This is a genomic window from Hyphomonas sp., from assembly GCF_022844445.1.
In the GTDB taxonomy this organism is placed as follows: Bacteria; Pseudomonadota; Alphaproteobacteria; order Caulobacterales; family Hyphomonadaceae; genus Hyphomonas.
In genome coordinates this window covers 130,368-155,262 of sequence record NZ_JALHLS010000001.1, presented here as the reverse complement: position 1 = coordinate 155,262, position 24,895 = coordinate 130,368, and the positions used below count along the sequence as shown (strand labels likewise).

The window sequence follows — 24,895 nt, the reverse complement described above, 5'->3', positions numbered from 1 at the left end:
GCTAGGTGCCTTTGAACACCGGTGGCCGCTTCTCGACAAACGCTAGCGAGGCCGCCTTATGGTCTTCAGTCATCATCGTGCGCACCATATGTGCCGCTTCCATGTCCAGTACTTCGGAAAGAGTCGCGCTCGCGGCGAGGTTCAGGTTCTTCTTCATGTAGCCGATCGCGACCGTCGGCAGCCCGGCGAGATAGCGTGCCTTGTTCTTAGCCGCCTCTTCAAACTTTTCTGGCGCCACGGCGTCGTTGACAATACCGAGACGCGCCGCCTCCTCGCCCGAGATGACGTCCGCCGTGAAATAAAGCTCGCGTGCCTTTGCCTCGCCCACCAGCTTCGTAAGGAAATACGAGCCGCCATAATCGCCACTCGCGCCGATCTTGGAGAAGGCGGTCGTGAGCTTTGCAGTCGTCGTGCAGATGCGCATGTCGCAGGCGAGCGCCAACGACAGGCCCGCGCCGGCGGCAGGTCCCGGCATCACAGCGAGTGTCGGCTTCGGCATCTCGTGCAGCCATTTAGCGGTTTCCATACCCTTGCGAAGGCCCGCGATGCGCTGCTCCATGCTGAACGGCGCCTCGCCCTTGCCATTCCCGCCGGTCGGCGCCGCGACAAAGCCCTTCACGTCGCCGCCTGCGCAGAAAGCGCCGCCCGCACCGGTCAGCACCACCACCCGCACCTTCGGATCCAACGCCAGTCGCGGCACCGCCACGGCGAGTTCGTCCAACAGTTCGCTTGTCAGCGCGTTGCGCGCTTCCGGGCGGTTCATGGTCAAGGTGGCGATGCCGTCCTCGAAGGTTTCCAGCAACTGCTCAGACATGTGGCGCTCCCCGTGTTCGTTTGTGTCGGGGCGAGTGTAGGCGCGGTGCCCACCGCCAGCAATGCTGACGCGGCGTGACGCCCCGGGCAGCCTCTTTGACGCCGCGCGGAAAAGGTTTAGCGTTCCGCCATGGCCGACACATTCCAGTCCAGTGACCCCATCGCCGCCGTCCAGCCACTACTGGCCGAGCTTGCCGCCCGTGCTGCCGAGATGGAGGAGGCGCGCCGCCTCCCGGCAGACCTTGCGCAGAAACTTGCCGCCACCGGCGTTCTGCGGATGGTTACGCCGAAACGCTTCGGCGGCCTTGAATCCACCCCGCGCGAAATCATCGAGATCACCGAAACCATCGCGCGCGCCAATGCCAGCGCCGGCTGGTGCGCAATGATCGCCTCCACCACGGCGCTCAACGCCGCGTACATGGAGCCGGCGTTTGCTGAGGCGATCTATGCCGAACCGATGGCCATAACCGGCGGCGTTTTCGCGCCGATGGGCCGCGCCACGCTGGAAGGCGACCATTACCGCGTCACCGGCCGCTGGCAGTGGGGCTCGGGCTCCGCAAACTGCACCTGGCTTTGCGGCAGCTGCACGCTCTGGGAAAACGGCGAGATGAAGCGCCTTCCCAGCGGCGCGCCGGATACGCGCATGATGGTCTTCCCGGCTTCCGAAGCGACCCTGATCGATACATGGCATGTGATGGGCCTCAAGGGCACAGGCTCCGGCGATATCGAGGTGAAGGACATCCTCGTGCCCAAGGGCCGGTCCGTGTCGCTCGTCTCCGACAAGCCGCGCGAGCCCGGCGCGCTCTACAAGTTTCCGGCCTTTGGCCTGCTCGCCCTCGGTGTCTGCGGCGTGGCGCTCGGCAATGCGCGCGGCGCGCTCGATGCCTTCCACGATCTCGCCACCGTCAAGAAAAGCCAGGGCTCATCGAAAACGCTGTCCGAGCGTCAGTCGGTGCAGGCGTCCTTCGCCACCTGCGAAGCCGAGTGGCGCGCCGCCCGCGCTTATCTCTTCGCAGAAATCGACCGGGTCTGGGCCGTTGCCACGCAGGACGGCGATATTCCGATGGAAATGCGCGCGGACCTGCGCCTCGCCTGCACGCACATGACGCGCAGCGGCGCCGACATCTGCCGCACGCTCTATGATCTCGGCGGCGGCGCGGCCCTGTTTGAATCGAACGACCTGCAGCGCCGCTTCCGCGACGCCCATGCGATCACGCAGCATATTGTTACCGCCCCCTCCACGCTGGAATTGACCGGCCGCATCCTGTTCGGGCTGCCGACCGATGCGGGCATGGTGTAGGGCGCCCTACCAGCTCTCGTTCCAGGGCCGCAGGTCCAGCTCATGCGTCCAGGCAGAGCGGTGCTGGCGGTGCAGCCAGACATAGTTTTTCGCAATCTCGTCGGGGATCAGCAGCCCGTCGCGCGCCCGCCGGTCGTCTGCATCCGGAAGGTTTTCCCGGATGAACTGGCTGTCGATCGCGCCGTCCACCACGATGTGCGCGACATGGATGCCCTGCGGCCCCAGTTCGCGCGCCATCGATTGCGCCAGCGCCCGCAGCGCATGCTTCGCGCCGGCAAAGGCCGAGAATCCGTCCCGCCCGCGTACGCCTGCAGTCGCGCCCGTGAACAGGATCGTGCCGCGCCCGCGCGGGCGCATCACGCGCGCCGCCTCGCGACCGGCGAGGAAGCCCGAGTAGGCCGCCATTTCCCACACCTTGTGGTACACGCGGCTCGTCGTTTCGGTGATCCCGAAGCGCACATTGGCGCCAATATTGAACACGCACACTTCCAGCGGGCCGACCTCGTCTTCGATCTGGTCGACCAGCGTAATCGTTGCGTCTTCCTCGCGCGCGTCCACACCAAAGGCGCGCGCCTTGCCACCCTCTGCTTCGATTTCGGAGACGAGCGCGCTCAGCGAATCGAGGTTGCGCGCGCGCCGTGTCACGCACGCCGTCAGGCCCTCGCGGGCAAACGCTTTCGCAATGGCGCCGCCGGTCGCATCTCCTGCGCCGACAATCAGGGCTGCTCCGTTGGACATCGCCGTCTCCCGTTTCTTTTCGGAACTCACTCTCGCGCGGACTTGCTTTCTGCGCAAGGAGCAGCGCTAAACAAGCAGATGAGCCGAACCCTTTCCATCGCGATCGCCGGCGCCGGTATTGGCGGCCTTGCCGCGGCTGCGTTCCTCGCGCGCCAGGGCCACCGCGTCATGCTGTTCGACCAGTTCGAGGCGGCCGGTCCTGTCGGCTCCGGCCTGATGCTGCAGGAGACGGGACTCGTCATCCTGGATCAGCTCGGCCTGCGCGGTCCTGCCGAAGCGCTCGGCGCGCCGATTGAGCGGCTCTGGGGCATATCAGCAGAGACCGGCCGCGCCGTGCTGGATGTGCGGTATGCTGCGCTGCGCAGCGGCCTGCGCGGCATCGGCATCCAGCGCACCGCGCTTTTTTCGCTGCTGCATGACGCCGCCGTCTCCAGTGGTGCGCGCGTCGTTACCGGCACGAAGATTACCGCCGCCAACGCCGTGAACGGCACTCTGGTGTTCGCTGAAGGCGGCGCGCAGGGTCCGTTTGATCTTGTGCTTGATGCACTCGGAGTGCGCTCGCCGCTGTCGTCGGCGCCCGTCAACAAGCTGCCCTATGGCGCGCTCTGGGCCACCTTGCCCTGGCCGGAGGAAGGTCCCTTCGACCGCAGCGCGCTGGAGCAGCGCTACGAGGCCGCGCGCAAGATGGCCGGCGTCATGCCGTCCGGCTGCCCGCACGAAGGCGCGGGGCAAAGCCTGACCTATTTCTGGTCCATCCGCGGCGACGCTCATGCCGAATTCCGCGCTGCGCCGCTCGTCCACTGGAAGGATGCCGCCCGCGCCCTCTGGCCGGAAACCGCCGTTCTGGTTGATCAGATCACGGATCATGATCAGCTGACCTTCGCGCGCTACCGCCATCGTACGCATTGGCCCGCGGCCGTAGGCCGCCTCATTCATGTAGGCGACAGCTGGCACGCTGCCAGCCCGCAGCTGGGGCAGGGGGCGAACATGGCGTTGCTGGATGCCTTTGCGCTCGCCCGCGCTGTCCAGTCCTGCTCCGAGATCGAAGACATCGCCGCGATGTACGTGCGCCAGCGGGCGCTGCATGTGCGCCTGTTCCAGCTGATGACCTGGGCCTTCACGCCGGTCTACCAGTCGGACTCCGAAATCCTGCCTTGGCTGCGCGACCGTCTCGCTGCCCCGCTCTCGAAGCTCTGGCCCGCCCCGCCGCTGCTCGCTGCCCTCGTCAGTGGCGCGCTGGGCTCACCCCTGGCCAGACTCGGCCTCCAGTCTCAACGCTGACAACTTGGGCAATAGAACGTAGACCGCCCTGACTGCACTATCCGGCGCACAATGCTCCCGCAGCGTTTGCATGCCTCGCCCTCGCGGTCATACACGTCGAACCGGTGCTGGAAGTAGCCAAGCTCCCCGTCCGTGCCCGCAAAGTCCGAGATCGACGAGCCACCCGCCGCGATTGCCTCGGCAATCACCGCATTGATTGCTGGGGCCAGCCGCGCCGCCCGCGTCCCCGGCACGGAGCGGGACAACCGCTTCGGCGAGACACCGGCGCGGTAGAGCGCCTCGCAGACATAGATGTTGCCCAGCCCCGCAATGATCGACTGGTCGAGCAGCGCCGCTTTGATGGGCGCCGTCTTGCCACTGAGCGCGGTGTCGAGATACGTCGCAGAGAAAGCGTTCGACAGAGGCTCCGGCCCCATCGTCATTAACCTTGGGTATGCCTCGAAACTCGCGGCGGGCCAGAGTTCCATGAAGCCGAACCTGCGCGGGTCATTGTAGGTGACGGTCTCACCCCCCTCCATGTGGAAAACGACATGGTCATGCGCGGAAAGGTTTCCGGTTGCATGGTGAAACTCACCCTGCACCGCCCCGGTGATTGTGAATCGACCGGTCATCCCGAGATGCATTACCAGTACCTCCCCCGTGGAGAGGTGAGCCGCCAGAAACTTCGCCTGGCGGGCGAGCCGGTCGATCCGCGCGTTAGCCACCCGCTCGGCAAACCGCTCGGGCAGTGGAAAGCGCAGGTCCGCACGCCGCTGATCCAGCCGCAGGATACGCCGGCCTTCCATCACAGGGGCCAGTCCGCGGCGAACTGTCTCGACTTCAGGTAATTCAGGCATCCTTATCGCATATACGCTAAGCAGGCGGCGGCATGTAAGGTGGTTCAGCATGGCTGAAGCGGAAGACACAGAGCGCAAGGTCTCCTTCGGTTTCGAGGAGGTCACGGAGGCCGAGAAGGTCGCCCGGGTCAAAGGCGTGTTCCGCTCGGTCGCCTCGCGCTACGACCTGATGAACGACCTGATGAGTGCCGGCGTCCATCGGCTGTGGAAGCACGACGCCATGAACAGGGTGAACCCCCAGCCCGGCGAGCGCCATCTCGACGTTGCCGGTGGCACCGGCGAACTTGCCCGCGCCTTCCTGGACCTCGCCGACAAGGCCGGTGCCCGGCGCGGAGACACGCGCCCCGCCACCGCCATCGTCTGCGACATCAACGATGCCATGCTCGAAGCCGGCAAGGCCCGGCCCGACAATGCCAAATGGGAAGGCCGCCTCGACTGGGTCTGCGCCGATGGCCAGAAGTTGCCGTATCCCGACAAGAGCTTCGACGTCGTCACGGTCTCCTTCGGCATCCGCAACTTTGCCGACCGGGTTGCCGGCCTGCGCGAATTCCGCCGCGTGCTGAAGACCGGCGGCCGCCTTGCTGTGCTCGAGTTCAGCCACATGACGGCGCCGATCCTGCAGCAGGCCTACGATACCTACAGCTACGCCGTCATCCCACGCCTCGGCGAACTGATCGCCAGTGATCGGGGCAGCTACCAGTATCTCGTCGAGTCGATCCGTCAGTTCCCGGAGCAATCCGTCTTCAAGGCCGAGATCGAAGGCGCCGGTTTCCGGCAGGTTTCCGTCACCAACTATTCCGGCGGCATCGCCGCCCTGCACTTCGGCTGGGCGGCGTGATCATGAATCGCTTAGTTCCCGTCGATCTTGACGCCGTCCTCGCCGACCGAGATCTCGACCTTGTCCGGCCCGCCAGCACCTTCGGTGAAGTAGTAGACGCCAAAGGCAATCGCTCCGGCCACCAGCACCCCGACGATCAGGTACAGGAAATTGTTGGATGAGGGGGAATCGGACATGATGAAGCTCGCTCTCTGCAATTTGGTTCCTGATGGTCAACGCGCAGGTCTACAGCCTGGTTCCCCGTCGGTGGGCAAAACCTAGATGGGCGCGCTGGGCGACTATTGGCGGCTGATGCGTGCGGGCACGGCGCTCGCGCGCCATGATGTCGTTCTGCCCGGCGCCTACCAGTCGCGCCTGCCCATCCCGGCGCGCATGGCGGGAAGCATCCTGCGCCTGTTCGGCGGCGCCAAGGGCCGCCCCGGCCAGCGCCTCGCGGCCGCGCTCGAAGGGCTTGGCCCCGCTTACATCAAGCTCGGCCAGTTCCTCGCGACGCGGCCCGACGTGTTCGGCTCCGAAGTCGCGGGCGATCTTTCGCGCCTCAAGGACAAGCTGCCGCCGTTCCCGATGAAGCAGGCGCGTGCCGCGCTTGCGGCCGAGTTCGGCGAGGCTGAAGCGGTACGCCTGTTCCCCGGCCTGTCGGAGCCGGTCGCCGCTGCCTCGCTCGCCCAGGTCCACAAGATGAGCCTGCCCGACGGCGACCGTGCGGTGAAGATCCTGCGCCCCGGCATCGAGCGCCAGCTGGAGCGCGAACTGTCCGCCATGCGCCGTGCCGCCCGCACCATCGAAGGCGTCTCCAGCGAAAGCCGCCGCCTGCGTCCGGTCGCCTTCACGCAGACCATTTCCGATTCCATGCTGCGCGAACTCGACCTTCGGCTTGAAGCCGGCGGCGCCGACGAGATGCGCGCCATCAATGACAAGACCGGCTTCTTCAACATTCCGAAGGTCGACTGGGAGCGCACCGGAAAGCGCGTGCTGACGATCTCCTGGATCGACGGCACGCCGCTCACCCAGCCTGGCGTGCTGGACCGTCCGGGCCTCGACCGCAAGAAGCTCGCCAACGACATCACGCAGGGCTTCCTCTCCAGCGCAATCGAGCACGGCGTCTTCCATGCCGACATGCACGAAGGCAACGCCATCCTGACGCCGGAGGGGCGCATCGCGCTGGTCGATTTCGGTATCATTGGCCGCATCGGCCCCATCGAGCGACGCTTCCTGGCGGAAATCCTCTGGGGCTTCCTGAAGCGGGACTATGTGCGCATCGCCGAAGTGCATTTCGAGGCCGGCTATGTGCCAGCCAGCCAGTCAGTCGGCGACTTCGCGCAGGCCCTCCGCTCGATCGGCGAGCCGCTCTTCGGGCGCCCGGCGGAGGAAGTCTCCATGGGCCGCGTGCTGCTGCAGCTTTTCGACTACACACACACTTTCGGCATGGCGCTCCGCCCCGAACTCGTCCTCCTGCAGAAGACAATGGTGCAGGTCGAAGGCGTCGCGCGCGCGATTGATCCCACGCACAATATCTGGACCGCCTCCGAGCCTGTCATCGAAAGCTGGATGCGGCGCAACTTCGGTCCCGAAGGGGCGATGCGCATGATCTCGGAAAACGTGCGCGAAGTGACCAACCGCCTGAAGCGCCTGCCGGAAGTCATGGACCGTTTCGAGAAGAGCCTCGAGGCGGAGCCCGCGCCTCCGCCGCCGCCAGAGCGCTTCGCGCCCTGGTGGGGCTGGTTCGGCCTGATCGGGATTCTCGGCGTCGCCGCCGCCTGGGCCGCGCGCGGCTTTTAGCGACGCGAATTTCTCCCGGCAGCGGCGCCTCGCGGCCTGTGAGTTTCCCGCCTGAAGCGTAAGGACTTCTTCGCGTTAAGAACTCGGTTACCTTTCGGCCTCCGCCATCAGAAGGAAGCCGGTCCCATGAAACGCGTTGCCGCCCTGATTGCCGCTGCTGCATGCCTTGCGGCGCCCGCGTTCGCCGATCCCTGCAACGCGGCCACGGAAGTGGCCACCCGCGCCGCTCTTGAGGCCGCCACGGCAGCCGGCAAGCGCACCACCACGGTCCGGGTCATCTGCGACGGCGCCTACCGCTCCTTCATCCTGAACCAGCGCCAGGACAAATCCGGCACCACCGTCTCCGTCCGCGAGATCAAGGGCGGCTCCAGCAGGAGCGGCCTGTCCGGCGCAAAATACGGTGCCTCCGGCAGCTCGATGACCAAGATCATTCGCGTCGGCGAGTGACAGCGCCCGGGGTTCCCGGCCGGCGCAGGCGGCCCCATATCTTGCGCAAGTCTTGACGCGGCCCCTTCAATCCCGCGCATTTGATGGGACGATCTCAAGGTATTTGCGCTAGAACGCCCCCTGAAACCAGACCGGCAGACCGGATGAAAAGCCCGAGAATTCTCCTGATCATCGGCGGCGGGATCGCCGCCTACAAAAGCCTTGAGCTGATCCGTGAACTGGGCCGGCGCGGCATTGCCTCGCGCGTGATCCTGACCAAGGCCGGCGCCGAATTCGTCACGCCGCTCTCGGTCGCCGCCCTCTCAGGCGAAAAGGTTTTTACCGAACTCTTCGACCTTACCGACGAGACCGAAATGGGCCATATCGAGCTTTCCCGCTCGGCCGATCTCGTCGTTGTCTGCCCTGCCACCGCAGACCTGATGGCGAAGGCCGCCGCCGGCCTCGCAAACGATCTCGCTTCCACCGCATTGCTCGCCACCGACAAGCCGGTTCTCATGGTGCCCGCTATGAACGTGCGGATGTGGGACCACGCCGCAACTAAGCGCAACGTCGCGCGCTTGCATGCCGATGGTGTGCGTGTGGTCGATCCCGATGTCGGGCCCATGGCGTGCGGCGAGTTCGGCCCTGGCCGCCTCCCGGAAGTAAGCGCTATCGTTCGCGAGATCGAAACTGCGCTAGCCCCGCGGTCCAAACGCCTCGCCGGCGTCCACGCCCTCGTAACCGCCGGCCCGACGCGCGAGCCACTCGATCCGGTGCGCTACATTTCCAACCACTCCTCCGGCAAGCAGGGTTACGGCATCGCCGCCGCCCTCGCCGCCGAAGGCGCCCGCGTCACGCTCGTCTCCGGCCCCGTTGCGCTCAAACCGCCCGATGGCGTGGCCTTCGTGTCGGTCGAGACTGCCCGCGAGATGCTGAAGGCCTGTGAAGATGCTCTGCCCGCGGACGTTTTCGTCTCCGTCGCCGCTGTCGCCGATTGGCGCCCGGTGAAGGCTGCCGACCGCAAGCTCAAGCTGAAAGGGGAGGGTAAGGCCCCGACCATCGAACTCGCCGAGAACCCCGACATCCTACGTACGCTCAGCCACAAGAAGAAGAAGCGCCCGCGGCTCGTCATCGGCTTCGCTGCCGAGACGCATGACGTGGAAGCCCTCGCCATCGACAAGCGTGCCCGCAAGGGCTGCGACTGGATCGTCGCCAACGATGTTTCCGGCGACGTCATGGGCGGCAATGAGAACGAGATCTACCTGATCACCGCCGAGGGCGCCGAACACTGGCCCCGGCTCGCCAAGGACGACGTCTCCCGTCGCCTCGCCGCCCGCGTCGCGGACGCGCTCGCCGGTCCGGATGCAGGTCTGCGCCTCGCGGCGGAATAATCTCCGAAGCCTTGACTCACGGCCAGAGTCTCCGCACCCGGAGGCCATGAGCAACGTCACTGTCCAGGTTCGCCCCCTTTCGCATTTCTCTGGCCTCGATCTGCCGGCTTACGAGACGTCAGGTTCCGCCGGCATGGATGTCCGCGCCGCGGTTCCCGAAGACGCGCCGGTTACCCTCGCCCCCGGTGACCGCGCCATGATCGAGACCGGCCTCTCCGTTGCCATCCCCGAAGGCTACGAGATCCAGGTCCGCCCGCGCTCCGGCCTCGCCGCCAAGCACGGCCTCACCTGCCTCAACACGCCGGGCACGATCGACAGCGACTATCGCGGCGAAATCAAGGTCATCCTGATCAATCTTGGCGCAGAGCCGTTCGTCATCAGGCGCGGCGAGCGCATCGCCCAGCTCGTCCTCGCCCCGGTCACACGTCTCGCCTGGAGCGAAGTGGAAGAACTCGGCGCCACGACGCGCGGCGCCGGCGGCTTCGGCTCGACAGGGCGCTAGCCGCGCAGCTGGCAGTACCAGTCCAGCGCCGCCTTCTCTGTCTCCAGAACGAACGGCGCCTTGCCGTCGATATAGGCATCGCGCGGCGCGTCCGGGTCGCGAGTCAGTTGTGCCTTAAGTTCCGAATAAGCGCGCGCCACATCCGGCATGGCCCGCAGGTAATCCCGGAACGCCAGATGACGAACAAGCTGCGGCGAGCCGCGCGTGAAGACGTGCAGGTGATGTGTGCGCTCGCCGTCCGGGCCCAGCTTGCGGAAATACCGCCGGCCCGAGATGCCGTTGGCGCCCAGCGCCTCATAGCCGAGCGCCACGAGCTTTCCCGCCGCCGCATCCAGCGCCGCCATCACCTCAACTTCGCCCAGCAGGTCAATGACCGGCTTCGCGAGAATGCCGGGAACGGCAGTGCTGCCGATATGATGCAGCGTCATCGTCAGGCCGCCCAAAGCCGCCTTGATCGCCGCTGCCTCGGCCGCGAACGCGCGGGCCCAGGCTGGATCGTGAGGAACTACAGTGACGCGGCTCATGCGCCGCCTCTAGCCGTTCCGCGCCCCGCCGCAAATGGCGCCGATTTTTTTGCCCCTGCCACTTGTGCCTGACGCAAATGGGGCCACATCGATAATCAATAAGGGAGTATGTCATGGCCGCTGCGTTCTATATTCTGATGGGCGGGTTCATCGTCTGGCTGGTCTTGCGGGCCGAAGGGCGGCGCGAGGCGCGCCTGCGCATGCCGGATGCCCGCGACGAAGCCATCAACCGGCTGAACGCCCGCGTGCGCAGCCTCGAGGAAATCGTCACGGACCGCGACTGGCGCCTGCGCCGCGACATCGACAAGCTCTGACACCGCTTTCAATCAACGCCCCCTTGGGGCATGTTTCCAGAAGACACGAAGGAGCAGATCATGGGTCCGTTCGAAATGGTTGTGCTTATCGTCGCGATCAGCGTCGGGGCAGGGGTCTACCAGACCTACCTGAAAACGCGCGCCAACTCGGCCGCCGATGCCACCACCCAGGCCGATGTCTCGGCCATGCGGGAGGAAGTCAGCCGCCTGAAAGAGCGCGTTCGCGTGCTAGAGGCCATCGTCACTGACAACGACCGCGCCCTCGCCGACGAGATCCGCAAGCTCGCCTAACCGTTTGGTTAAAGCTGCGGCGCGAATTCCGCCGGGCGTTTTTGCGGGATCGATAGATTGATCAGCTAGGGTAACCCTCGGTAGGGAGGCCCTTTCATGGCGACGTTCGGCAAACAAGTGACAGGGGGCGGTGCCGCTCCGGCAAAACCCACCTTCGGCAAGAAAACCGCGCCTTCACCCGTGGGCCGCGCTGCGCCCGCCGCGCGCGACAAGCTCTCACCCGAAGCGCTCGCCTTCCTCCAGTCCGAGCGCAGCCGCGTGCCTGAGCCCGCCGCTTCGAAGTTCGGGGCCGCGCAGAAACATTCCTCCCCCTCGCCGGTTTTTGCCGCGCCTTCCGGGCCTGCCAGCCATCAGGCCGGCAAGCCCGTCTGGGGTCGCCGGATCATTGCGACATTGATCGACGGTGCAGTGTTCGCCGTTCCCCTGGTGCTGATGATCGGTGCAATGGGGCCTCAGCCCAACATGACCGATGCGCAGTTCGCCACCGGCTATATCGGCGTCCTGTTGTTCCTGGTTTTTGGTGCCCTGCTTTACGCCGTCGCCATGGAAAGTTCTTCGCTCCAGGCAACCCTCGGAAAGATGGCTGTAGGTGCCATCGTGACCGACAAGATGGGCGGCAAACCTTCGCTTGGCGCTGTGATCATGCGCAATACACTTGGAAAGCTCGTGTCGGGCATCACGCCGCTCTATCTCAGTTACCTCATGGGCCTTGTTCGTCAGGACCGCCGGTGCCTGCACGACCTCATTGCGGGCACGATGGTTTGTGCCAAGGGCAAGGCGTCGCTTTCCTACGAACAGACGTTCGCCTAGACGAGAACGCCTTCGTCCTTGCGGAACTTCGCGAGGAGGTAATTGGGCGTGTCCTCGATCGTGTCGAGCGCCCCGAATGCAAAAGCCTCCCGGTCCAGCACCAGGTCGCGCGGGCGCAACGGCCTCGAGATTTCCAGCCCCTCCAGCGAGCGTGCGCGCGAGAAGGCCACATAGGCCTGTCCGTGTGCGAACATTCCGCTATCGAAGTCGATAAACACATTGTCCAGCGTCAGGCCTTGCGCCTTGTGGATCGTCACCGCATAGGCAAGCCGCAGCGGCACCTGCTTGAATGTGCCCACCACTTCGCGCTTCACCTTCTTGGTGTCCATCTCGTAGTCGTAGCGATACTTCTCCCAGGCCGCCGTCTCGATTTCGTAGACGCGCCCTCCGATCTTCACAATTACACTCTTCGATCCGAACCCTTCGACATGCGCCAGCGTGCCGTTCACCCAGCGTCCTTCCGGATCATTGCGGATCAGCATCACGCGCGCGCCGATTTTCAGTTCGAGATCAGATTCGGTCGGAAAACTCTTCTCGTCGAACTGGCCCTGCACATCTGCAGGAAATCTTTTCGCTTCGCCCTTCAGTTCTGCCAGACGCGTCTGATTGATGCGGAAGGCGTTGGCGTTGTTCGGTGTCAGCACGACATGCGTCTCCGATGCATCCGAAGCGCTTCGCGTCGAGACGAGCCTCGCCAGCGTCGCCTCGTCAGTCGGTGTCACGCGGCCAGAGCGCAACGCGCCCAGCAGCGCCAGGAACCGCGGGTCTTCTTGCCGGAACACATGTTTCAGGGCCAGCAGAGCAAACTCGCCTTCTTTGAAGGCGGGTGCATTGAAAAAGTAGTTGCCGCCAAACCGTTCCTGCAGGATCGGGCTTTCCTGGTTGGACACCACCGGCGGCAGTTGGTGCAGATCGCCGGACAGGATCATCCGCACGCCGCCGAATGGCCGCTTCGATCCGCGGTTCAGTTTCAGGCTCCTGTCGATGGCGTCCAGCATGTCGGCGCGCACCATCGAGATCTCGTCGATCACCACCGTTTCAACTGCGCGCACCACACGCGCATTCGGTAGGCGGCGTACATCCTGCGCCTCGATCAGGCGCGGTGGCAGCTTGAAGAAAGAATGGATCGTCTGCCCGCCAGCATTCATCGCGGCCACACCCGTCGGCGCCACGATCACCGCCTTGTCGCCCGCCTCGGCGAGGAACTTGCGTAGCAGCGTTGTCTTGCCGGTGCCGGCCCGCCCAGTCAGGAACAGGTTACCCTGCGCGCCGGCCCCGCGCGCGACCCACTCGGCCGGCGCCGCATAGATGGTTTCCGGAGATGGGGGCAGTTTGCGGGACAAGATCAGGGGCTGACCAGGCGCATCTGGCGCGCCTTGCCGGTGCTCCCGGTGCTCGCCACTACTTGCCAGCCGAGCGCTTCATAGGCGCGCCGCGCGCCCATGTTCTCGGTGTCGACATCCAGGCTCAGCGCGCCGGTCGCGCCCTGCCGCGCCACTTCCAGCAGGCCGCGCGCCACGCCGCAGAAGCGCCAGTCGGTGTCAACGAATAGATGGTCGATATAGTCCTGCAGCGGCTGCAGCGTTAGAAAGCCGACGATGCCGGCATCCGGCTCTTCGGCCACCCAGGCGGCCTGAGGGCTCAGCGCCCGGCGCAGGATCATATACTGCCCGCGATTTCGCACGCGCCACGGCATTTCCGCCAGGCAGTCCCGGAAGATCGAGAGGCATGGACCTGCATCCGCTGCGCTGAACGGCCTGATGCTCCAACCGGCTCCGGCATGTTTGTACATGGGCCGCAGAGTAAGGTGGCGCGCGCGCGGCGTCCAGCCGGGAGGCAAGCCAAATCTCAGTCTGGATGGTGCGGGAGCGCAGCGTATGAGGCACGGTGCCTCACATCTGCATCGTCCAGCCTTCAACGCCCATAGCGGCCTGGCGCACAGCTTCCGACAGCGTCGGGTGCGCGTGGCTCGTGCGGGCAATGTCCTCGGAGGCGGCGCCGAACTCCATGGCCAAGACAACTTCCGCGATCATCTCGCCCACGCCGACGCCGATCATGTGTGCGCCAAGGATCTTGTCGGTCCCTTTCTCCGCGAGAATTTTTACGAAGCCCACGGTCTCGTGGTTCGTCCGTGCACGGGAATTGGCCATGAAGGGGAATTTGCCCTTCACGTACTCGACGCCCGCCGCTTTCAGTTCTTCCTCGTTCTTGCCGACCCAGGCGATCTCCGGGTTCGTGTAGACGACACTCGGCACGAGGTTGTAGTCCACATGCCCTGCCTTGCCAGCGATCAGCTCGGCCACCGCCGTGCCGTCATCCTCGGCCTTGTGCGCCAGCATCGGCCCGTGGATGCAGTCGCCCACCGCCCACACGCCGTCCGCCACCTTGAAATGGCCGTCTACGACCTCGACCACGCCGCGCTTGTCTGTGCGGCCGCCGACGCTCTCGAGGCCGAGACCCTCCGTGTACGGCTTGCGGCCGATGGCGACGATCACGATGTCGGCGTCCAGAGTTTCTACTACGCCGCCTTTTGCAGGCTCCATCGACACTTTCAGCTTCGTCTTCTGCTTCTCGATGCCGGTCACCTTGGTGCCCAGCTTGAAGGTCAGACCCTGCTTCTTGAAGGTCTTCTCGGCTTCCTTGGCGACTTCCGCGTCGGCCGGCGGCAGGATGCGGTCGAGATACTCGACCACGGTCACTTCCGAGCCGAGCCGCGCCCAGACCGAGCCCATCTCAAGGCCGATCACGCCGGCACCGATCAGTACCAGCTTCTTCGGCACGGATTTCAGGCTGAGCGCGCCGACGTTGGAGACAATGCGCTCCTCGTCGATCTCGATGCCGGGCAGGGAGGCGGGCTCTGAGCCCGTCGCGATCACGATGTTCTTCGTCTCGAGCACGCGCGTACCGCCGTCGGCCAGGGCGACTTCAACCTTGCCCTTGCCGAGGATCTTGCCGCGGCCCTTGACGTACTCGACCTTGTTTTTCTTGAACAGGAATTCGATGCCTTTGGTGAGGCCTTCGACCGCCTCTTCCTTCTGCGCCATCATCTGCGGCAGATCGAGTTCGACCTTGCCGGTCTTGATGCCGAGCGCCGCGAATTCGTTCTGCGCCGAATGGAAGAGATGCGACGCATGCAGCAGTGCCTTGGATGGAATGCAGCCGACGTTCAAGCAGGTGCCTCCCAGCTTGCCGCGCGTCTCGATGCAGGCAACTTTGAGGCCGAGTTGCCCGGCGCGGATCGCGCAGTTGTAGCCGCCGGGGCCGCCGCCGATGATGACGACGTCATAGGTCTCTGCCATGGGAATATATTCCTTTTAGCGGGCTTGTGCCGCGCGATTCGAACTGCGCCGCATACCTATGCATTCCAGCCCCGAAATCAATCCGCAGGGACCGGAAAACAGACTTAGCCGCGCTTGAGGAACAAGAGGCTTCCGGTCAGCACAAGCAGCACGCCCGCGCCAATCACTTCGTCCATCCACAGGCTCGAATCGGTGCCGGAGGCGATGAAGGCGCCCGCCAGCAGTGTAAACAGAAGCGTTCCGAGCAGCGCCACCACGGCGCCGAAGCGGACACTCGCAGCCGCCAGCAGCCCGCCAACCAGGGCGAGCGAGGCGGCGCCAATCCGCACGGCCACGATCGGGTCCAGCGCCTGCGCCAGCGGGCTGCCGCGCGACGTGAGCACCAGCACGCCCTGCAGGCCCTGCCAGGCAAGCCACCCGGCCACGAGGATTAAAACCCCGGCAATCACTCTGCGGATCATCTCATGTCCCCTCCCGGACGACTATTGTTGTGGGAGGCTAGGCCCTTGCGGGCAGTCCGGCAACGGGGGGGCGTCGTCAGGCCGCTTCGTCTGCACGTTCCGCTAGGCGGGCGAGGTTGGCGGCGCGCGCTGCCCTCCGGCGCTGGGCCTGCGCCATGAACATCGCCCGCTGGCGCTGCACCACGATGTCCGGCACGAACAGGGGTGGGTGTTTCTTCTTCACCTTCACGGGCTTTTCCGCGCGTGCCGGCGCTTGCTGTTTGGCAAGGGCGGCTGCTACGGCCGGGTTGGTCATGGTTTCGGGCGTCACTTCCACATCCATTAATTCCGGCGGGCGTTTGCGCAGCTCCCATACCGCGATCAGCAGCAGCAGCGCGCCGGCCATCAGGCCTGCCATCGCGCCTTCGCCCGCGCTCGGGTTCTCCCACCAGTTGGCATCGAAGTGCACGAGAAAGACCGACGGGATCGAAAAGGTGAGGGCAAAGGCGTACCAGCCGACTGCGCCGCCCTTGCGGGCCGCTAGGGTCGCGCCGGACGCATAGTAGCCCAGCGCAGCAAAGAGGTAGGCAGCGCCATGCGAAATGCCGAGTTCGCGCCAGTTCACGCCCTTCAGGCCGTTAGCGACGTCGTCCTGTACGATCCAGCCCATGACCATCACGATCGACGGCCAGCGCACGGCGGTCAGTGCGCCGAAGGCGAAAGCGATCGCATAGATCGTCAGCAGGATGGCTATCAGACGACGCGGCATGCCTTACGCGTAGCACGGCCATGGTGAGCGCCCGCTGAAACAGGTCGATTGAATTTTACCGAATTCCTAGGCCGTCGGCACCGGAACGGGGTCGCCCGCCGGGGCAAACAGCAGCAGGCTCAGCGCCAGGTTCACCGCCACCTGCAGCGCAAAGGTCATTGCCAGCCCTTCAAGGTTCGAGCGCAGGTGCCAGGCGAGGTAGGTCAGCGCATAGATGAAATAAGGCCAGGCAAAGATCAGCCCCGCCTGCGGGTTCGCCGCCAGCGCAAAGAAGGCTGCAAAGGCCAGCGCCGTCGCCCCGGCCGCATGCCAGTAGGTCGGCGCCGCGCGCCGCGCCACTTCCGCCACGCCCCATAGCACGAGGCTCGAGACTGCCGGCCACATCAGCACGACGCCGAAGAAGGGGGGAGGCGGGCTGGTATCCGGCGTCTCGGGCTGCTGAAAGATCAGGATGGCGCCGACGGCTGCCAGCACCGTGCCCAGTACGGCTGCCAGAAAAGCCCGCCATAGGTAGACCACCCGCGAGCCGTCCGTGCGTGTCATGAAAGACAGCCAGTTCATTGCGCCGCCAGATCTCCCCACCCTTTGTATCCGAGACGGGGATAGGCCTAGCACATCTGTTGGGAAGGTCAGGCCATCTCGTAAGCCGGCCATGAATTCACCGCGAAGAAGCGGGCCTTTATGCGGTCCATGTAGTCCACCAGATTGCCATGGCCGCGCACGAGACCGGTCAGCGGTGAGTCGAAGAACTCCGTGGCACTGGCGATCAGCATCGCGGACACGCTGGCATCCGCCGCGGTCGGCTTGTCCCCGAACAGGAAATCCTGGCCCGCGAGCTGGCTGGCAATTGCCTCGAGGTCCCAGGCGGCCAGTTGCAGCCGCTCGGTTTCCGAATGCCGGCCTATCCCGCTTTCATACAGCGTGGCGGCAAGACCGCCCAGAACCTGCTTGATGGCTTCGGCGCGATGCGCCGCCGGTACATCGCCGAAGAACTGGACCGGACCCTTTTGGAAATTCGCGTCCTTCAGCCAGCGTTCCATCAGCATGACACTCGCCAGATGCCCCTCGGCCATACGCTCGAAGGCCCAGCTGGCGGCACGCTGCGCGTCATCGAGGCCATCAAGCAGCGAGCGGCCAAGCCTGGCTTCCATGTGCGCCCGGATGAAATTGCTGTCCTCGACCAGAAGGCTGCCATCCGTCAGATACGGCGCCTTGCGCTTCGGCACGGACTCGAGGTCCGCGTAAGCCCGGTTGAAGGACGCGCCGAGCAGCTGAAGCTGCATGTCCGTTTTCATCACATAGGGGCTGGGCGAGGGGCAATCGAACATCGGGCCCCATCCGTACAAGGTGATCATGGTCTGTCTCCGTCCTCTGGTTTGCATTGAAGACTTGATGCCTGCCCCCTGCTGACAGCATGGTGTCAGCAGCGTGGCAGTAGGACAGATAGATGAGACGCACTGAGCGCCTGTTCCAGATAATTCAGGTTCTGCGCCGGCACCGCGCGCCCGTCACCGGGCTGGCGCTGGCCGAAGAACTCGAAGTCTCGCTGCGCACACTCTACCGCGACATGGCCGAGCTGATCGCCCAGCGCGTGCCGATCCGGGGCGAGGCGGGCACCGGTTACGTGCTCGAGGAGGGCTATGACATGCCGCCCCTGATGCTCACAGCGGATGAGCTGGAAGCGGCCGTCCTCGGCGCGCAATGGGTGGCCGCGCGGGGCGACGCGGCGCTCGCCCGCGGCGCGCGCGACCTGATCGCCAAGCTGACCGTCGCCGTGCCTCGGGAGCTACAACCCGTCATCGTTGATTCCGGCCTGAGGCCGATCAGCTTTCGGAACCGTCCGAAAGATAGTTTCGATGTTGCGCTTGTCCGGCAGGCCATCCGTGGGCAGATGAAGATGAAGCTGGACTATGCCGATGAGGCGGGCGCTGTCACCCAGCGAACTATCTGGCCCTTCCTGCTCGCCTATTGGGACGAAGTGCAGCTGATCTGCGCTTGGTGCGAACTGCGCCAGGGTTTCCGCCATTTCCGCACAGACCGTGTCAGCGCCGCCGAAACCCTTGGCCGCTTTCCCGAGCGCGTCGGGCGCCTGCGTAAGCGCTGGGAGCAGGACAGCCGGAGCGAACGAGAACGGGCTGGCTACACCTAGGCGGATGGCGAGTGGCGGGCTTACCGGCGCCCCACCGCATAGGCCCAGACATGCGCCCGGGTCGTTGCCTTGGCGCAGGCCTCAACCGGAATCTCCCGGATGCCCGTGCGTGTCTGGAACACGCCGGTCGTCTGATAGTCGCCCGTCTGCTGGATCGATCCGCCAAGATTGCGCCCGGCCTGCACGAGGCAGGCGGCATTGCCGGTGCCTTCCTGAGTGACGATGCCGGTATTGCCGCGGCCGAACTGCAGTACACCGGCGTCGTTCGCGGTGCCGGTCTGCTGGATGCCGGCAGCGTTACCGGCGCCCTGTTGCAGCACCATCGATTTGTTCCGAGCGCCCTGCGCCCAGGCGGGCGACAGGGCAAGGCTGGCAAGGTAAAGGCCCGATACGAGAATTGTGGTGCGTTTCATGGGTCGGGCCTCCTAGGACCGGCGTTCAAGATTGCAGAGCGGCCCGCGGGCATCGCTCAGTGTAAGGACGGCGCGGTAACGCCCGCGCGGGATTTCAGCCGAGCCGACCTTGGCGCGTTCACCGGCCACCAGGTCCACTGCGCCGCTCTGCGAGATGTCGGACGAACCGCCAGTATTGTAGGCGGTGATGACGAAGTCATAGTCTCCATAAACGGAGCGGTCGGCATGGATCAGCGCTTCAAGCCGAACGCCCTGCGGCGTCTTCGTCTCGCGGATCTTGCAGGCCGCCGGGCCGTTCGCCAGATAAGTGGGCGCGGCGGTCTGGACGCCGGCATAAGACTGTCCGGCGCAGGCCGTCACCAGCGCCAGCGCGCTCAGTGTCATCGGTTTCAACATCGACTTGCTCCTCGAGCAGGTAGGCGGACGGGGAGGCGGGATTGCCTCCCCGCGCATCAGCTTCAGTTGTAGCCACTCTGTACGACCACGGAGATGTTGCCTTCCCCGCGCTGGCGCACCGTCACGTCCTGGCCATTGCCGACCTGGATGATGCCCGACGTGTTGTTCACGCCGTCCTGGTCTGCCACGGCCCTGTTGTTCGTGCCGATCTGCGCGATGCCGGAGACGTTGCCATAGCCGGTCTGCAGTGTGTCGGCGCGCAGATTGCGGCCTTCCTGTCCGGTGACGGCGAAGTTGTTCTCGCCGATCTGGGCCGTACCTACGCTGTTGCGCGTGCCGTACTGGTCCATGCGCAGGAAGTTGTTGTAGCCGGATTGCACGCCGCGGGCATACTGACCCGAGCCGCCCTGCACGATGACAGTACCGTTGCGCGAGCCTTGCTGCGCTGCAGCGGCGCCGTTGTTGTAGCCCGACTGGTCGATGCGTACCCGGCTGCGCGGGTCAGCATGGGCGGTGCCAAGGCTGAACACCAGCAGGGCAGCGGCGGCAGTGGAAAAAAAGCGGTTCATGTTCAAACTCCTCGGGTTGCGTCTTGCGCGGCATTGAGTGCGGCGCTCGATCGCGTACAGGAATGACGTCTCCCCACTGAACGCGCTTTGAATGCTTGGTTCACGTTCGTTCATCTGGAGAAGAAAATGCAGTGACCGGATATTTTGGGCGCGCAGCACTTTGCGTCCCGGCAATCCGCCTGCTAGGCCATCCGCCAGGCAGACACATGAGGGAGGAAATTGCATGGGCCGCGTTTCAGGAAAAATGGCATTGATCACCGGCGGCGCTCAGGGGCTTGGCGAAGCCATCGGCCGCATGCTGGCGAAAGAGGGTGCGAAAGTCACTCTCACCGACATCAACGGGGCAGGGGCCGAAAAGATCGCTGCCTCGATAAACGCCGCGCACGGCGCCGGAACGGCCTTCGCCTTCCAACAGGACGTGACGGACGAGACCCGCTGGAAGGAAGTCGTGCAGCTCGCGCATGATGCGATGGGCGGCCTCAACGTCCTGGTCAACAATGCCGGCATCGGCTCGCTCGGCTCGGTGGAGGATGAGAGCTACGAAATCTTCCGCAAGGTTCAAGCGGTGGATGTCGATTCCATCTTTCTCGGCTGCAAGTATGCAATCCCCCTGATGCGCAATCACGGCCTCGGCTCGATCATCAACATCTCATCGATCGCCGGCATTATCGCAAGCGGCAACTATGTTTCCTACAATACTGCCAAGGCCGCCGTGCGACACCTGTCGAAGTCGGTTGCGCTGCACTGCGCCAAGACCGGCGGGCAGATCCGCTCGAACTCTGTACACCCCGTTTTCATCAACACGCCGATCCTTGACCGCACCAAGGAAATGTTTGGCGAGCAGAAGGCGCTCGAGAAACTCGGCCGCCAGATTCCGCTTGGCAAGGTCGGCGAGCCGGACGACATCGCCTACGCCGTGCTTTACCTCGCCTCGGACGAATCGAAACTCGTCACCGGCGCCGAGATAAAGGTCGATGGCGGCATCAGCGCGATGTAGGCGCGCTGCGCGGGCATAAAGGACAGTTTGAAGCGCGGGGTTGTGCCCCGCGCTTTTTTTGCGCTCGTATTGACTGCCGATGAAACGTTGCTTATACACAACGTATCGAAGCATATAAATGGCAATCCTTTATGATTCACAATAGACTTTCCGTGTTCCGGGCCGAGCGCGCCCTCAGCCGGAAGGACATTGCTGAGGCCGTCGGCGTCAATCCGCAGACTATCGGCTATCTCGAGCGCGGCGATTATGCGCCCTCGGTCGAACTGGCGCTGAAGCTTGCGGCCCTTTTCGGCGTGCCGGTTGAGCAACTCTTCTCCCTCAAGCCCTTTGCCCCTCTTGCCCATAGCCTCAGAGACCAGGAGTCCTGATCCCATGTTCATCCGTTCCAAAGCCCATCCGTTCGGCCGCCAGCTGAATACCGGAACCGTCCGTATGCTGCTGATCGGGCTCTATGTGCTGTATCCGCTCGGCTGTCTCCTGCAGCTTGTTCCGCTGACTTCTGGCGGGGGCGCGGCGCTCAGCCTCGCCGGACTTGGCGCGGTGGTAGCGTCGCTCGTCATCTTCACGGTGCTGGCCGGCTCAAGCCTGCACCGCCAGACGCAGGAGCCGGAAAGCCTGCTCGACGAACGCGAGCGCGACGAGCGCAACCGGGCCTCATTCCAGGCGCACTCGGTCTTTTCGGGCATCGTCCTGATCGGCGTCCTGTACATGATGTTGACCACCGACATGGCCGCCAATGGCAAGCTCGCCCTTTGGCAGCCGACGGAAGGCGCGCACTGGAATGCCATCTTCGGCGGATTGATCCTGCTGTCCTTCACGCTGCCGGGCGCGGTCATTGCCTTCGGCAAGTCGCCTCCGGAAGTCGACTAGGCCGAGGGTGCCTGCGCACGCCGGGTCAGTGTCCAGGCATAGATCGTCAGGCCGGTCATCAACACAGCGGAGGCGACCAGCGGCAAAGCGTGGTCGACGCTGTAAAGCACGGCGCCGATCAGCGGGCCGAATATGAAGCCGGCGGGCGGCGCTGCGGACATCAGGGCCGCAGCGGAGCCTTGTTCCTCGCGTGTCACCGACAGGCTTCCGAGCGCATTGGCCGACGGAATCGCCAGCGCTGAGCCGACGCCGACAATGAAAAAGCTGGCGCAGAGAAGCGGGAAAGCCATCAGCGTGTCGGCGCCAACATAGCCGATCACCACGATGCCGAGCCCGATGGGCAGCACCTTGCGGGGGTCAGGCTTGTGGCGGGAAATATAGCCGAACTGCACGGCAATGGTGGCCACCGCCATGCAGGCGAACACAATGCCGGTATAGAGAACAGCGGTTTCTCCGGACTTTTCGCCGAGATCGCCGAGATTGTAGCGGTCCTCGATGAACCAGCCGAGCGTTTGCTGGATCATACCGACACAGATGAAATAGGCGACGAGGAATGCGAGGTGGGGGCGGACCCGCTTGTCGAACATTGCCAGCGGTTTCGGGCGCGGCATCGAACGGTCGCGCGGGACTGTCTTGGGCAGGGTGAAGCCCAACAGGATGCCGACAACGATGCAGAAAATGATCGTGCCCCAGAGCGGGGCAAGCGCGCCAAAGGGCGCGAGCGCGGCAGCGCCGGCCGGGCCGAGGATCGAGCCGATGCTCATGCCGGCGCCGAGCATGCCGAGGCCGGCCGCGCGGTTGGCCGGCGTCGTTGCATCCGTCATCGCCGCCATCGAGGCAGGCTGCAGGCCCGGCGTCAGCAGGCCGAACCAGAGGCGCACGAAGACAAGCGTCAGCAGCAGCGCCGTGCCGGTCATCACGCCCGCGAGGGCTGCCTCCAGCGTGAACAGGAAGGCCGTGTTGGTGACGCCCATCATGATCAGCGAAAAGACCATCACCCGCTTCCTGCCGACGCGGTCCGCGATGCGGCCCCATTGGGGGATCATAAAGGCATAGAGCAGGGTCGACAGGGTCAGGATCGCGGCGACCTCGACCTCGCCGAGCCCGGCCTTGCGGGTGAGGGGGGCGACGACGACGAAGTTGATGCTCATCCCCGCGCCCATCGCGATGGTGGCCAGCATAAGCAGGTTTCGCTGCAGCGCCGACAGGGGGTGCAGCGGTGTTTCGGCATGATCCATGTGCATCGCCCCGCAGGAAGGGATGAAAGCTAGGGTGGTTGGGCAGGGTTGCCAAACCCTTCCCCTGCGACAATCGGCTAGCTGAACCTTGCCGGAGGGGGGCGATACACTCTAAGTGACACCTAGTTCAGACCCCAACGCCGGAGCGACCCCGCCGCCATGAAAGCGATCCTCGACGTCATTCTTGTTATCCTCAGCATCGCAACCTGGATCATCCTGATCCAAGCCGTTCTGTCCTGGCTGCTCACCTTCCGCGTGCTGGACCTGCGCAACAATGTTGTCGCCCAGATCTGGGGTGGGCTGGAGCGCATGACGGAGCCGCTTTACCGGCCGATCCGCAACATGCTGCCGCCGATGTCGGGTATCGACCTGACGCCGCTAGTGGTGCTGCTCATCATTTTCTTCCTGCGCTCGGTGATCTCGCGCTATGGCTACAGCCTCGCGCCGTTCTGATGCGCCACCGGCTGGCCGTGCGGGTCCAGCCAGGCGCCTCGGCTGACCGAATCGAAGGCAGGGGCCAGGACGAGGCCGGCCGGTTATTCCTGAAGGTCCGCGTGCGCGCGCGCCCCGCAGACGGGGCCGCGAACGCGGCCGTGGAGATGACCGTCGCGAAGGCCCTCGGCCTCGGAAAGTCTGCGGTACGGGTGGTGACGGGCGACAAGAACCGGCTAAAAGGCCTCGAGATTGAAGGCCCGCCGGAGCTTGCGGGTGTGATTGAGGGCTGGCTGGCAGATGAGCGCAAAGCGGATTGACGGGCATGAGATTTCCGCCGGAGTGAAGGCTGCGGTGGCGAAGGCGGTGGCGGCCCTTCCAGGCCAGCCGTGCTTGGCCGTGGTGCTGGTGGGCGAAGACCCGGCGAGCCAAGTTTATGTCCGCAACAAGGGCAAGGCGACGGTAGAGGCGGGCATGCTCTCGCGCCATTACACCCTCGCGGCGGACGCGACACAGGCCGAAGTGGAGGCCGTGATCGCGAACCTTAATGCCGATCCTTCCGTGGACGGAATTCTGTTGCAGCTGCCCTTACCGAAGGGGCTCGATCCCGACGCAGCGATTGCCCGGATTGATCCGGCCAAGGATGTTGACGGGCTGACGGAGATTTCCACCGGGCGCCTCGCGCTTGGCAAGCCGGGCCTTCGCCCGTGTACGCCGACCGGCTGCGTGATCATGGCGAAAGAGGCGCTAGGCGAGAATCTTTCGGGCAAGCATGTGGTGGTGATCGGACGGTCGATCCTCGTCGGCAAGCCAACGGCGCAGCTCTTCCTGGCGGAGAACTGCACCGTAACCATCGCGCATAGTCGCACAAAGGATCTCGCCGCCGTCTGCCGGCTGGCGGACATTCTCGTGCCGGCGGTCGGACAGCCGGAGATGGTGCGGGGAGACTGGGTGAAGCCCGGCGCGGCGATCATCGATGTCGGCATCAACCGCGTTCCGGCGCCGGAGAAGGGCGAGGGCAAGACGAAGCTGGTGGGCGACGCGCATTTCGACAGCTGTGCGGAAGTGGCCGCGCATATCACGCCGGTGCCGGGCGGGGTAGGGCTGATGACAGTCGCGTGCCTCTTGCGCAATACGGTGATCGCGGCCTGTGCGCGGCGCGGCTGGACCTTGCCGCCGGACCTGTGAGCCAGAGTTTCTCACCTCCGGACACGGAGCTTTTTCGGGCGCTCTGGGCGAAGCAGGACGGCTGCTGCGCGCTATGCGGATTGGCGATGCCGGCGAGCCGGTTTGACCTCGCGCATGCAACGCTCTGGAAGAAGCAGCGGCCGACGCTTGATCATATCAGACCGAAGGCGGCGGGCGGGTCTGACGCGCCGGGGAATTTGCAGCTGGCGCATGCGGTTTGCAATTGGCGAAAGGGCGCACGCCTTTGACGCTTCTCTCCCGCTTGCGCGAGAGGTGGGGCTAGCGGGAGCGA

At 64.9% G+C, this 24,895-nt stretch carries 34 protein-coding genes; 18 read left to right on the top strand and 16 right to left on the bottom strand.

The genetic code is table 11. The features are described from left to right. Window position 1 precedes the first annotated feature (1 nt). On the bottom strand, window positions 2-814 hold the full coding sequence (locus Q0C17_RS00820; RefSeq protein WP_291199818.1) for an enoyl-CoA hydratase-related protein: 813 nt from the start codon (window positions 812-814) through the stop codon (window positions 2-4). A gap of 129 nt (window positions 815-943) precedes the next feature. Here Q0C17_RS00820 and Q0C17_RS00815 point away from each other — a divergent pair, with 129 nt between their 5' ends. After that, window positions 944-2,113, top strand: a complete 1,170-nt coding sequence (locus Q0C17_RS00815) for an acyl-CoA dehydrogenase family protein (protein WP_291199815.1) — start codon at window positions 944-946, stop codon at window positions 2,111-2,113. A gap of 6 nt (window positions 2,114-2,119) precedes the next feature. Here the strand turns inward: Q0C17_RS00815 and Q0C17_RS00810 are convergent, their stop codons facing one another. Next, window positions 2,120-2,851, bottom strand: coding sequence for an SDR family oxidoreductase (locus tag Q0C17_RS00810; RefSeq protein ID WP_291199812.1), 732 nt, complete (start codon window positions 2,849-2,851; stop codon window positions 2,120-2,122). Window positions 2,852-2,929: 78 nt separating this feature from the next. Between Q0C17_RS00810 and Q0C17_RS00805 the strand changes: the two genes are divergently transcribed. Next, window positions 2,930-4,132 carry an NAD(P)/FAD-dependent oxidoreductase gene (locus tag Q0C17_RS00805; RefSeq protein ID WP_291199809.1) on the top strand — a complete coding sequence of 401 codons (1,203 nt, stop codon included), beginning with the start codon at window positions 2,930-2,932 and terminating at the stop codon, window positions 4,130-4,132. On the opposite strand, the gene mutM is transcribed toward Q0C17_RS00805, so the two are convergent. Next, window positions 4,123-4,968, bottom strand: coding sequence for a bifunctional DNA-formamidopyrimidine glycosylase/DNA-(apurinic or apyrimidinic site) lyase (gene mutM / locus Q0C17_RS00800; protein WP_291199806.1), 846 nt, complete (start codon window positions 4,966-4,968; stop codon window positions 4,123-4,125). The genes Q0C17_RS00805 and mutM overlap by 10 nt on opposite strands. 49 nt (window positions 4,969-5,017) lie before the next feature. On the opposite strand from mutM, the gene Q0C17_RS00795 reads away from it, so the two are divergent. Continuing rightward, the gene (locus tag Q0C17_RS00795) at window positions 5,018-5,806 is read left to right on the top strand and encodes a class I SAM-dependent methyltransferase (RefSeq protein WP_291199803.1); all 789 of its coding nucleotides are present in this window, start codon (window positions 5,018-5,020) and stop codon (window positions 5,804-5,806) included. 11 nt (window positions 5,807-5,817) lie between these two features. Here Q0C17_RS00795 and Q0C17_RS00790 read toward each other — a convergent pair whose 3' ends face one another. Continuing rightward, on the bottom strand, window positions 5,818-5,982 hold the full coding sequence (locus tag Q0C17_RS00790; protein ID WP_291199800.1) for a hypothetical protein: 165 nt from the start codon (window positions 5,980-5,982) through the stop codon (window positions 5,818-5,820). 85 nt (window positions 5,983-6,067) lie between these two features. Here Q0C17_RS00790 and Q0C17_RS00785 point away from each other — a divergent pair, with 85 nt between their 5' ends. The 4 genes from Q0C17_RS00785 to dut all read left to right on the top strand — a co-directional run bounded on the left by Q0C17_RS00785 (window position 6,068) and on the right by dut (window position 9,904). Then, window positions 6,068-7,585 (top strand): AarF/UbiB family protein, encoded by a 1,518-nt coding sequence (locus tag Q0C17_RS00785; protein WP_291199797.1) that lies wholly within the window; start codon window positions 6,068-6,070, stop codon window positions 7,583-7,585. A gap of 126 nt (window positions 7,586-7,711) precedes the next feature. Beyond that, the gene (locus Q0C17_RS00780) at window positions 7,712-8,032 is read left to right on the top strand and encodes a hypothetical protein (protein WP_291199795.1); all 321 of its coding nucleotides are present in this window, start codon (window positions 7,712-7,714) and stop codon (window positions 8,030-8,032) included. A gap of 143 nt (window positions 8,033-8,175) precedes the next feature. After that, a complete protein-coding gene (gene coaBC, locus Q0C17_RS00775; protein ID WP_291199792.1) occupies window positions 8,176-9,402 on the top strand; it encodes a bifunctional phosphopantothenoylcysteine decarboxylase/phosphopantothenate--cysteine ligase CoaBC in 1,227 nt (408 codons plus the stop codon). Window positions 9,403-9,448: 46 nt separating this feature from the next. Beyond that, on the top strand, window positions 9,449-9,904 hold the full coding sequence (gene dut, locus Q0C17_RS00770) for a dUTP diphosphatase (RefSeq protein WP_291199789.1): 456 nt from the start codon (window positions 9,449-9,451) through the stop codon (window positions 9,902-9,904). Here dut and Q0C17_RS00765 read toward each other — a convergent pair. Further along, window positions 9,901-10,428, bottom strand: coding sequence for a GrpB family protein (locus Q0C17_RS00765; protein ID WP_291199786.1), 528 nt, complete (start codon window positions 10,426-10,428; stop codon window positions 9,901-9,903). The two genes, dut and Q0C17_RS00765, sit on opposite strands and share 4 nt — an antisense overlap. A 113-nt stretch (window positions 10,429-10,541) precedes the next feature. On the opposite strand from Q0C17_RS00765, the gene Q0C17_RS00760 reads away from it, so the two are divergent. The 3 genes from Q0C17_RS00760 to Q0C17_RS00750 all read left to right on the top strand — a co-directional run bounded on the left by Q0C17_RS00760 (window position 10,542) and on the right by Q0C17_RS00750 (window position 11,843). Then, entirely contained in the window at window positions 10,542-10,742 is a 201-nt protein-coding gene (locus Q0C17_RS00760; RefSeq protein ID WP_291199783.1) for a hypothetical protein, read from the top strand. Window positions 10,743-10,802: 60 nt separating this feature from the next. Continuing rightward, window positions 10,803-11,033 carry a hypothetical protein gene (locus Q0C17_RS00755; protein WP_291199780.1) on the top strand — a complete coding sequence of 77 codons (231 nt, stop codon included), beginning with the start codon at window positions 10,803-10,805 and terminating at the stop codon, window positions 11,031-11,033. A 96-nt stretch (window positions 11,034-11,129) separates the two neighbouring features. Continuing rightward, window positions 11,130-11,843 (top strand): RDD family protein, encoded by a 714-nt coding sequence (locus tag Q0C17_RS00750; RefSeq protein WP_291199777.1) that lies wholly within the window; start codon window positions 11,130-11,132, stop codon window positions 11,841-11,843. Here Q0C17_RS00750 and Q0C17_RS00745 read toward each other — a convergent pair. From Q0C17_RS00745 to Q0C17_RS00715, 7 genes are all read right to left on the bottom strand, one after another. Next, window positions 11,840-13,186: an AAA family ATPase gene (locus Q0C17_RS00745; protein WP_291199774.1), complete on the bottom strand. Its 1,347-nt coding sequence runs from the start codon at window positions 13,184-13,186 to the stop codon at window positions 11,840-11,842. The genes Q0C17_RS00750 and Q0C17_RS00745 overlap by 4 nt on opposite strands. A 2-nt stretch (window positions 13,187-13,188) precedes the next feature. Further along, window positions 13,189-13,506: a GNAT family N-acetyltransferase gene (locus tag Q0C17_RS00740; protein ID WP_291199771.1), complete on the bottom strand. Its 318-nt coding sequence runs from the start codon at window positions 13,504-13,506 to the stop codon at window positions 13,189-13,191. A gap of 229 nt (window positions 13,507-13,735) precedes the next feature. Beyond that, window positions 13,736-15,142 carry a dihydrolipoyl dehydrogenase gene (lpdA, locus tag Q0C17_RS00735; protein WP_291199768.1) on the bottom strand — a complete coding sequence of 469 codons (1,407 nt, stop codon included), beginning with the start codon at window positions 15,140-15,142 and terminating at the stop codon, window positions 13,736-13,738. A gap of 104 nt (window positions 15,143-15,246) precedes the next feature. Next, complete coding sequence (locus tag Q0C17_RS00730) at window positions 15,247-15,603, bottom strand: hypothetical protein (protein ID WP_291199765.1); 357 nt, start codon at window positions 15,601-15,603, stop codon at window positions 15,247-15,249. 76 nt (window positions 15,604-15,679) lie between these two features. After that, the gene (locus tag Q0C17_RS00725; RefSeq protein ID WP_291199762.1) at window positions 15,680-16,351 is read right to left on the bottom strand and encodes a hypothetical protein; all 672 of its coding nucleotides are present in this window, start codon (window positions 16,349-16,351) and stop codon (window positions 15,680-15,682) included. A 66-nt stretch (window positions 16,352-16,417) separates the two neighbouring features. Further along, window positions 16,418-16,912, bottom strand: coding sequence for a hypothetical protein (locus Q0C17_RS00720; RefSeq protein ID WP_291199759.1), 495 nt, complete (start codon window positions 16,910-16,912; stop codon window positions 16,418-16,420). Window positions 16,913-16,980: 68 nt separating this feature from the next. Further along, window positions 16,981-17,706 carry a glutathione S-transferase family protein gene (locus tag Q0C17_RS00715; protein WP_291199756.1) on the bottom strand — a complete coding sequence of 242 codons (726 nt, stop codon included), beginning with the start codon at window positions 17,704-17,706 and terminating at the stop codon, window positions 16,981-16,983. Window positions 17,707-17,798: 92 nt separating this feature from the next. On the opposite strand from Q0C17_RS00715, the gene Q0C17_RS00710 reads away from it, so the two are divergent. Further along, on the top strand, window positions 17,799-18,500 hold the full coding sequence (locus tag Q0C17_RS00710) for a YafY family protein (RefSeq protein ID WP_291199753.1): 702 nt from the start codon (window positions 17,799-17,801) through the stop codon (window positions 18,498-18,500). 20 nt (window positions 18,501-18,520) lie between these two features. Here Q0C17_RS00710 and Q0C17_RS00705 read toward each other — a convergent pair whose 3' ends face one another. The 3 genes from Q0C17_RS00705 to Q0C17_RS00695 form a co-directional block, all read right to left on the bottom strand. Then, window positions 18,521-18,913 (bottom strand): hypothetical protein, encoded by a 393-nt coding sequence (locus Q0C17_RS00705; protein ID WP_291199751.1) that lies wholly within the window; start codon window positions 18,911-18,913, stop codon window positions 18,521-18,523. Between the two features lie 12 nt (window positions 18,914-18,925). After that, window positions 18,926-19,309 (bottom strand): curli-like amyloid fiber formation chaperone CsgH, encoded by a 384-nt coding sequence (csgH, locus tag Q0C17_RS00700; protein WP_291199748.1) that lies wholly within the window; start codon window positions 19,307-19,309, stop codon window positions 18,926-18,928. A gap of 62 nt (window positions 19,310-19,371) precedes the next feature. After that, window positions 19,372-19,878, bottom strand: coding sequence for a curlin-associated protein (locus Q0C17_RS00695; RefSeq protein ID WP_291199745.1), 507 nt, complete (start codon window positions 19,876-19,878; stop codon window positions 19,372-19,374). Between the two features lie 223 nt (window positions 19,879-20,101). Here Q0C17_RS00695 and Q0C17_RS00690 point away from each other — a divergent pair, with 223 nt between their 5' ends. The 3 genes from Q0C17_RS00690 to Q0C17_RS00680 all read left to right on the top strand — a co-directional run bounded on the left by Q0C17_RS00690 (window position 20,102) and on the right by Q0C17_RS00680 (window position 21,745). Further along, window positions 20,102-20,875 (top strand): SDR family oxidoreductase, encoded by a 774-nt coding sequence (locus Q0C17_RS00690; protein ID WP_291199742.1) that lies wholly within the window; start codon window positions 20,102-20,104, stop codon window positions 20,873-20,875. Window positions 20,876-21,006: 131 nt separating this feature from the next. Beyond that, window positions 21,007-21,243, top strand: a complete 237-nt coding sequence (locus tag Q0C17_RS00685) for a helix-turn-helix transcriptional regulator (protein WP_291199738.1) — start codon at window positions 21,007-21,009, stop codon at window positions 21,241-21,243. A 4-nt stretch (window positions 21,244-21,247) separates the two neighbouring features. Further along, window positions 21,248-21,745 (top strand): hypothetical protein, encoded by a 498-nt coding sequence (locus Q0C17_RS00680; protein WP_291199735.1) that lies wholly within the window; start codon window positions 21,248-21,250, stop codon window positions 21,743-21,745. On the opposite strand, the gene Q0C17_RS00675 is transcribed toward Q0C17_RS00680, so the two are convergent. Beyond that, a complete protein-coding gene (locus tag Q0C17_RS00675; protein ID WP_291199732.1) occupies window positions 21,742-22,983 on the bottom strand; it encodes an MFS transporter in 1,242 nt (413 codons plus the stop codon). The genes Q0C17_RS00680 and Q0C17_RS00675 overlap by 4 nt on opposite strands. A gap of 159 nt (window positions 22,984-23,142) precedes the next feature. On the opposite strand from Q0C17_RS00675, the gene Q0C17_RS00670 reads away from it, so the two are divergent. From Q0C17_RS00670 to Q0C17_RS00655, 4 genes are all read left to right on the top strand, one after another. After that, window positions 23,143-23,436, top strand: coding sequence for a YggT family protein (locus Q0C17_RS00670; protein WP_291199730.1), 294 nt, complete (start codon window positions 23,143-23,145; stop codon window positions 23,434-23,436). Beyond that, on the top strand, window positions 23,436-23,735 hold the full coding sequence (locus tag Q0C17_RS00665) for a DUF167 domain-containing protein (protein ID WP_291199727.1): 300 nt from the start codon (window positions 23,436-23,438) through the stop codon (window positions 23,733-23,735). Before Q0C17_RS00670 ends, Q0C17_RS00665 begins: the two co-directional genes overlap by 1 nt. Then, window positions 23,716-24,603: a bifunctional 5,10-methylenetetrahydrofolate dehydrogenase/5,10-methenyltetrahydrofolate cyclohydrolase gene (gene folD / locus Q0C17_RS00660; protein WP_291199724.1), complete on the top strand. Its 888-nt coding sequence runs from the start codon at window positions 23,716-23,718 to the stop codon at window positions 24,601-24,603. The genes Q0C17_RS00665 and folD overlap by 20 nt, the downstream gene beginning before the upstream one ends. Before the next feature lie 86 nt (window positions 24,604-24,689). Next, on the top strand, window positions 24,690-24,851 hold the full coding sequence (locus Q0C17_RS00655) for an HNH endonuclease signature motif containing protein (protein WP_291199721.1): 162 nt from the start codon (window positions 24,690-24,692) through the stop codon (window positions 24,849-24,851). Window positions 24,852-24,895: the final 44 nt, after the last annotated feature.

Coding starts and splice junctions, on each gene's coding strand:
- Q0C17_RS00820 (WP_291199818.1), bottom strand. CDS start 814: ATGTCTGAGCAGTTGCTGGAAACCTTCGAGGACGGCATCGCCACCTTG.
- Q0C17_RS00815 (WP_291199815.1), top strand. CDS start 944: ATGGCCGACACATTCCAGTCCAGTGACCCCATCGCCGCCGTCCAGCCA.
- Q0C17_RS00810 (WP_291199812.1), bottom strand. CDS start 2,851: ATGTCCAACGGAGCAGCCCTGATTGTCGGCGCAGGAGATGCGACCGGC.
- Q0C17_RS00805 (WP_291199809.1), top strand. CDS start 2,930: ATGAGCCGAACCCTTTCCATCGCGATCGCCGGCGCCGGTATTGGCGGC.
- mutM (WP_291199806.1), bottom strand. CDS start 4,968: ATGCCTGAATTACCTGAAGTCGAGACAGTTCGCCGCGGACTGGCCCCT.
- Q0C17_RS00795 (WP_291199803.1), top strand. CDS start 5,018: ATGGCTGAAGCGGAAGACACAGAGCGCAAGGTCTCCTTCGGTTTCGAG.
- Q0C17_RS00790 (WP_291199800.1), bottom strand. CDS start 5,982: ATGTCCGATTCCCCCTCATCCAACAATTTCCTGTACCTGATCGTCGGG.
- Q0C17_RS00785 (WP_291199797.1), top strand. CDS start 6,068: ATGGGCGCGCTGGGCGACTATTGGCGGCTGATGCGTGCGGGCACGGCG.
- Q0C17_RS00780 (WP_291199795.1), top strand. CDS start 7,712: ATGAAACGCGTTGCCGCCCTGATTGCCGCTGCTGCATGCCTTGCGGCG.
- coaBC (WP_291199792.1), top strand. CDS start 8,176: ATGAAAAGCCCGAGAATTCTCCTGATCATCGGCGGCGGGATCGCCGCC.
- dut (WP_291199789.1), top strand. CDS start 9,449: ATGAGCAACGTCACTGTCCAGGTTCGCCCCCTTTCGCATTTCTCTGGC.
- Q0C17_RS00765 (WP_291199786.1), bottom strand. CDS start 10,428: ATGAGCCGCGTCACTGTAGTTCCTCACGATCCAGCCTGGGCCCGCGCG.
- Q0C17_RS00760 (WP_291199783.1), top strand. CDS start 10,542: ATGGCCGCTGCGTTCTATATTCTGATGGGCGGGTTCATCGTCTGGCTG.
- Q0C17_RS00755 (WP_291199780.1), top strand. CDS start 10,803: ATGGGTCCGTTCGAAATGGTTGTGCTTATCGTCGCGATCAGCGTCGGG.
- Q0C17_RS00750 (WP_291199777.1), top strand. CDS start 11,130: ATGGCGACGTTCGGCAAACAAGTGACAGGGGGCGGTGCCGCTCCGGCA.
- Q0C17_RS00740 (WP_291199771.1), bottom strand. CDS start 13,506: ATGATCCTGCGCCGGGCGCTGAGCCCTCAGGCCGCCTGGGTGGCCGAA.
- lpdA (WP_291199768.1), bottom strand. CDS start 15,142: ATGGCAGAGACCTATGACGTCGTCATCATCGGCGGCGGCCCCGGCGGC.
- Q0C17_RS00730 (WP_291199765.1), bottom strand. CDS start 15,603: ATGATCCGCAGAGTGATTGCCGGGGTTTTAATCCTCGTGGCCGGGTGG.
- Q0C17_RS00725 (WP_291199762.1), bottom strand. CDS start 16,351: ATGCCGCGTCGTCTGATAGCCATCCTGCTGACGATCTATGCGATCGCT.
- Q0C17_RS00720 (WP_291199759.1), bottom strand. CDS start 16,912: ATGAACTGGCTGTCTTTCATGACACGCACGGACGGCTCGCGGGTGGTC.
- Q0C17_RS00715 (WP_291199756.1), bottom strand. CDS start 17,706: ATGATCACCTTGTACGGATGGGGCCCGATGTTCGATTGCCCCTCGCCC.
- Q0C17_RS00710 (WP_291199753.1), top strand. CDS start 17,799: ATGAGACGCACTGAGCGCCTGTTCCAGATAATTCAGGTTCTGCGCCGG.
- Q0C17_RS00705 (WP_291199751.1), bottom strand. CDS start 18,913: ATGAAACGCACCACAATTCTCGTATCGGGCCTTTACCTTGCCAGCCTT.
- csgH (WP_291199748.1), bottom strand. CDS start 19,309: ATGTTGAAACCGATGACACTGAGCGCGCTGGCGCTGGTGACGGCCTGC.
- Q0C17_RS00695 (WP_291199745.1), bottom strand. CDS start 19,878: ATGAACCGCTTTTTTTCCACTGCCGCCGCTGCCCTGCTGGTGTTCAGC.
- Q0C17_RS00690 (WP_291199742.1), top strand. CDS start 20,102: ATGGGCCGCGTTTCAGGAAAAATGGCATTGATCACCGGCGGCGCTCAG.
- Q0C17_RS00685 (WP_291199738.1), top strand. CDS start 21,007: ATGATTCACAATAGACTTTCCGTGTTCCGGGCCGAGCGCGCCCTCAGC.
- Q0C17_RS00680 (WP_291199735.1), top strand. CDS start 21,248: ATGTTCATCCGTTCCAAAGCCCATCCGTTCGGCCGCCAGCTGAATACC.
- Q0C17_RS00675 (WP_291199732.1), bottom strand. CDS start 22,983: ATGGATCATGCCGAAACACCGCTGCACCCCCTGTCGGCGCTGCAGCGA.
- Q0C17_RS00670 (WP_291199730.1), top strand. CDS start 23,143: ATGAAAGCGATCCTCGACGTCATTCTTGTTATCCTCAGCATCGCAACC.
- Q0C17_RS00665 (WP_291199727.1), top strand. CDS start 23,436: ATGCGCCACCGGCTGGCCGTGCGGGTCCAGCCAGGCGCCTCGGCTGAC.
- folD (WP_291199724.1), top strand. CDS start 23,716: ATGAGCGCAAAGCGGATTGACGGGCATGAGATTTCCGCCGGAGTGAAG.
- Q0C17_RS00655 (WP_291199721.1), top strand. CDS start 24,690: ATGCCGGCGAGCCGGTTTGACCTCGCGCATGCAACGCTCTGGAAGAAG.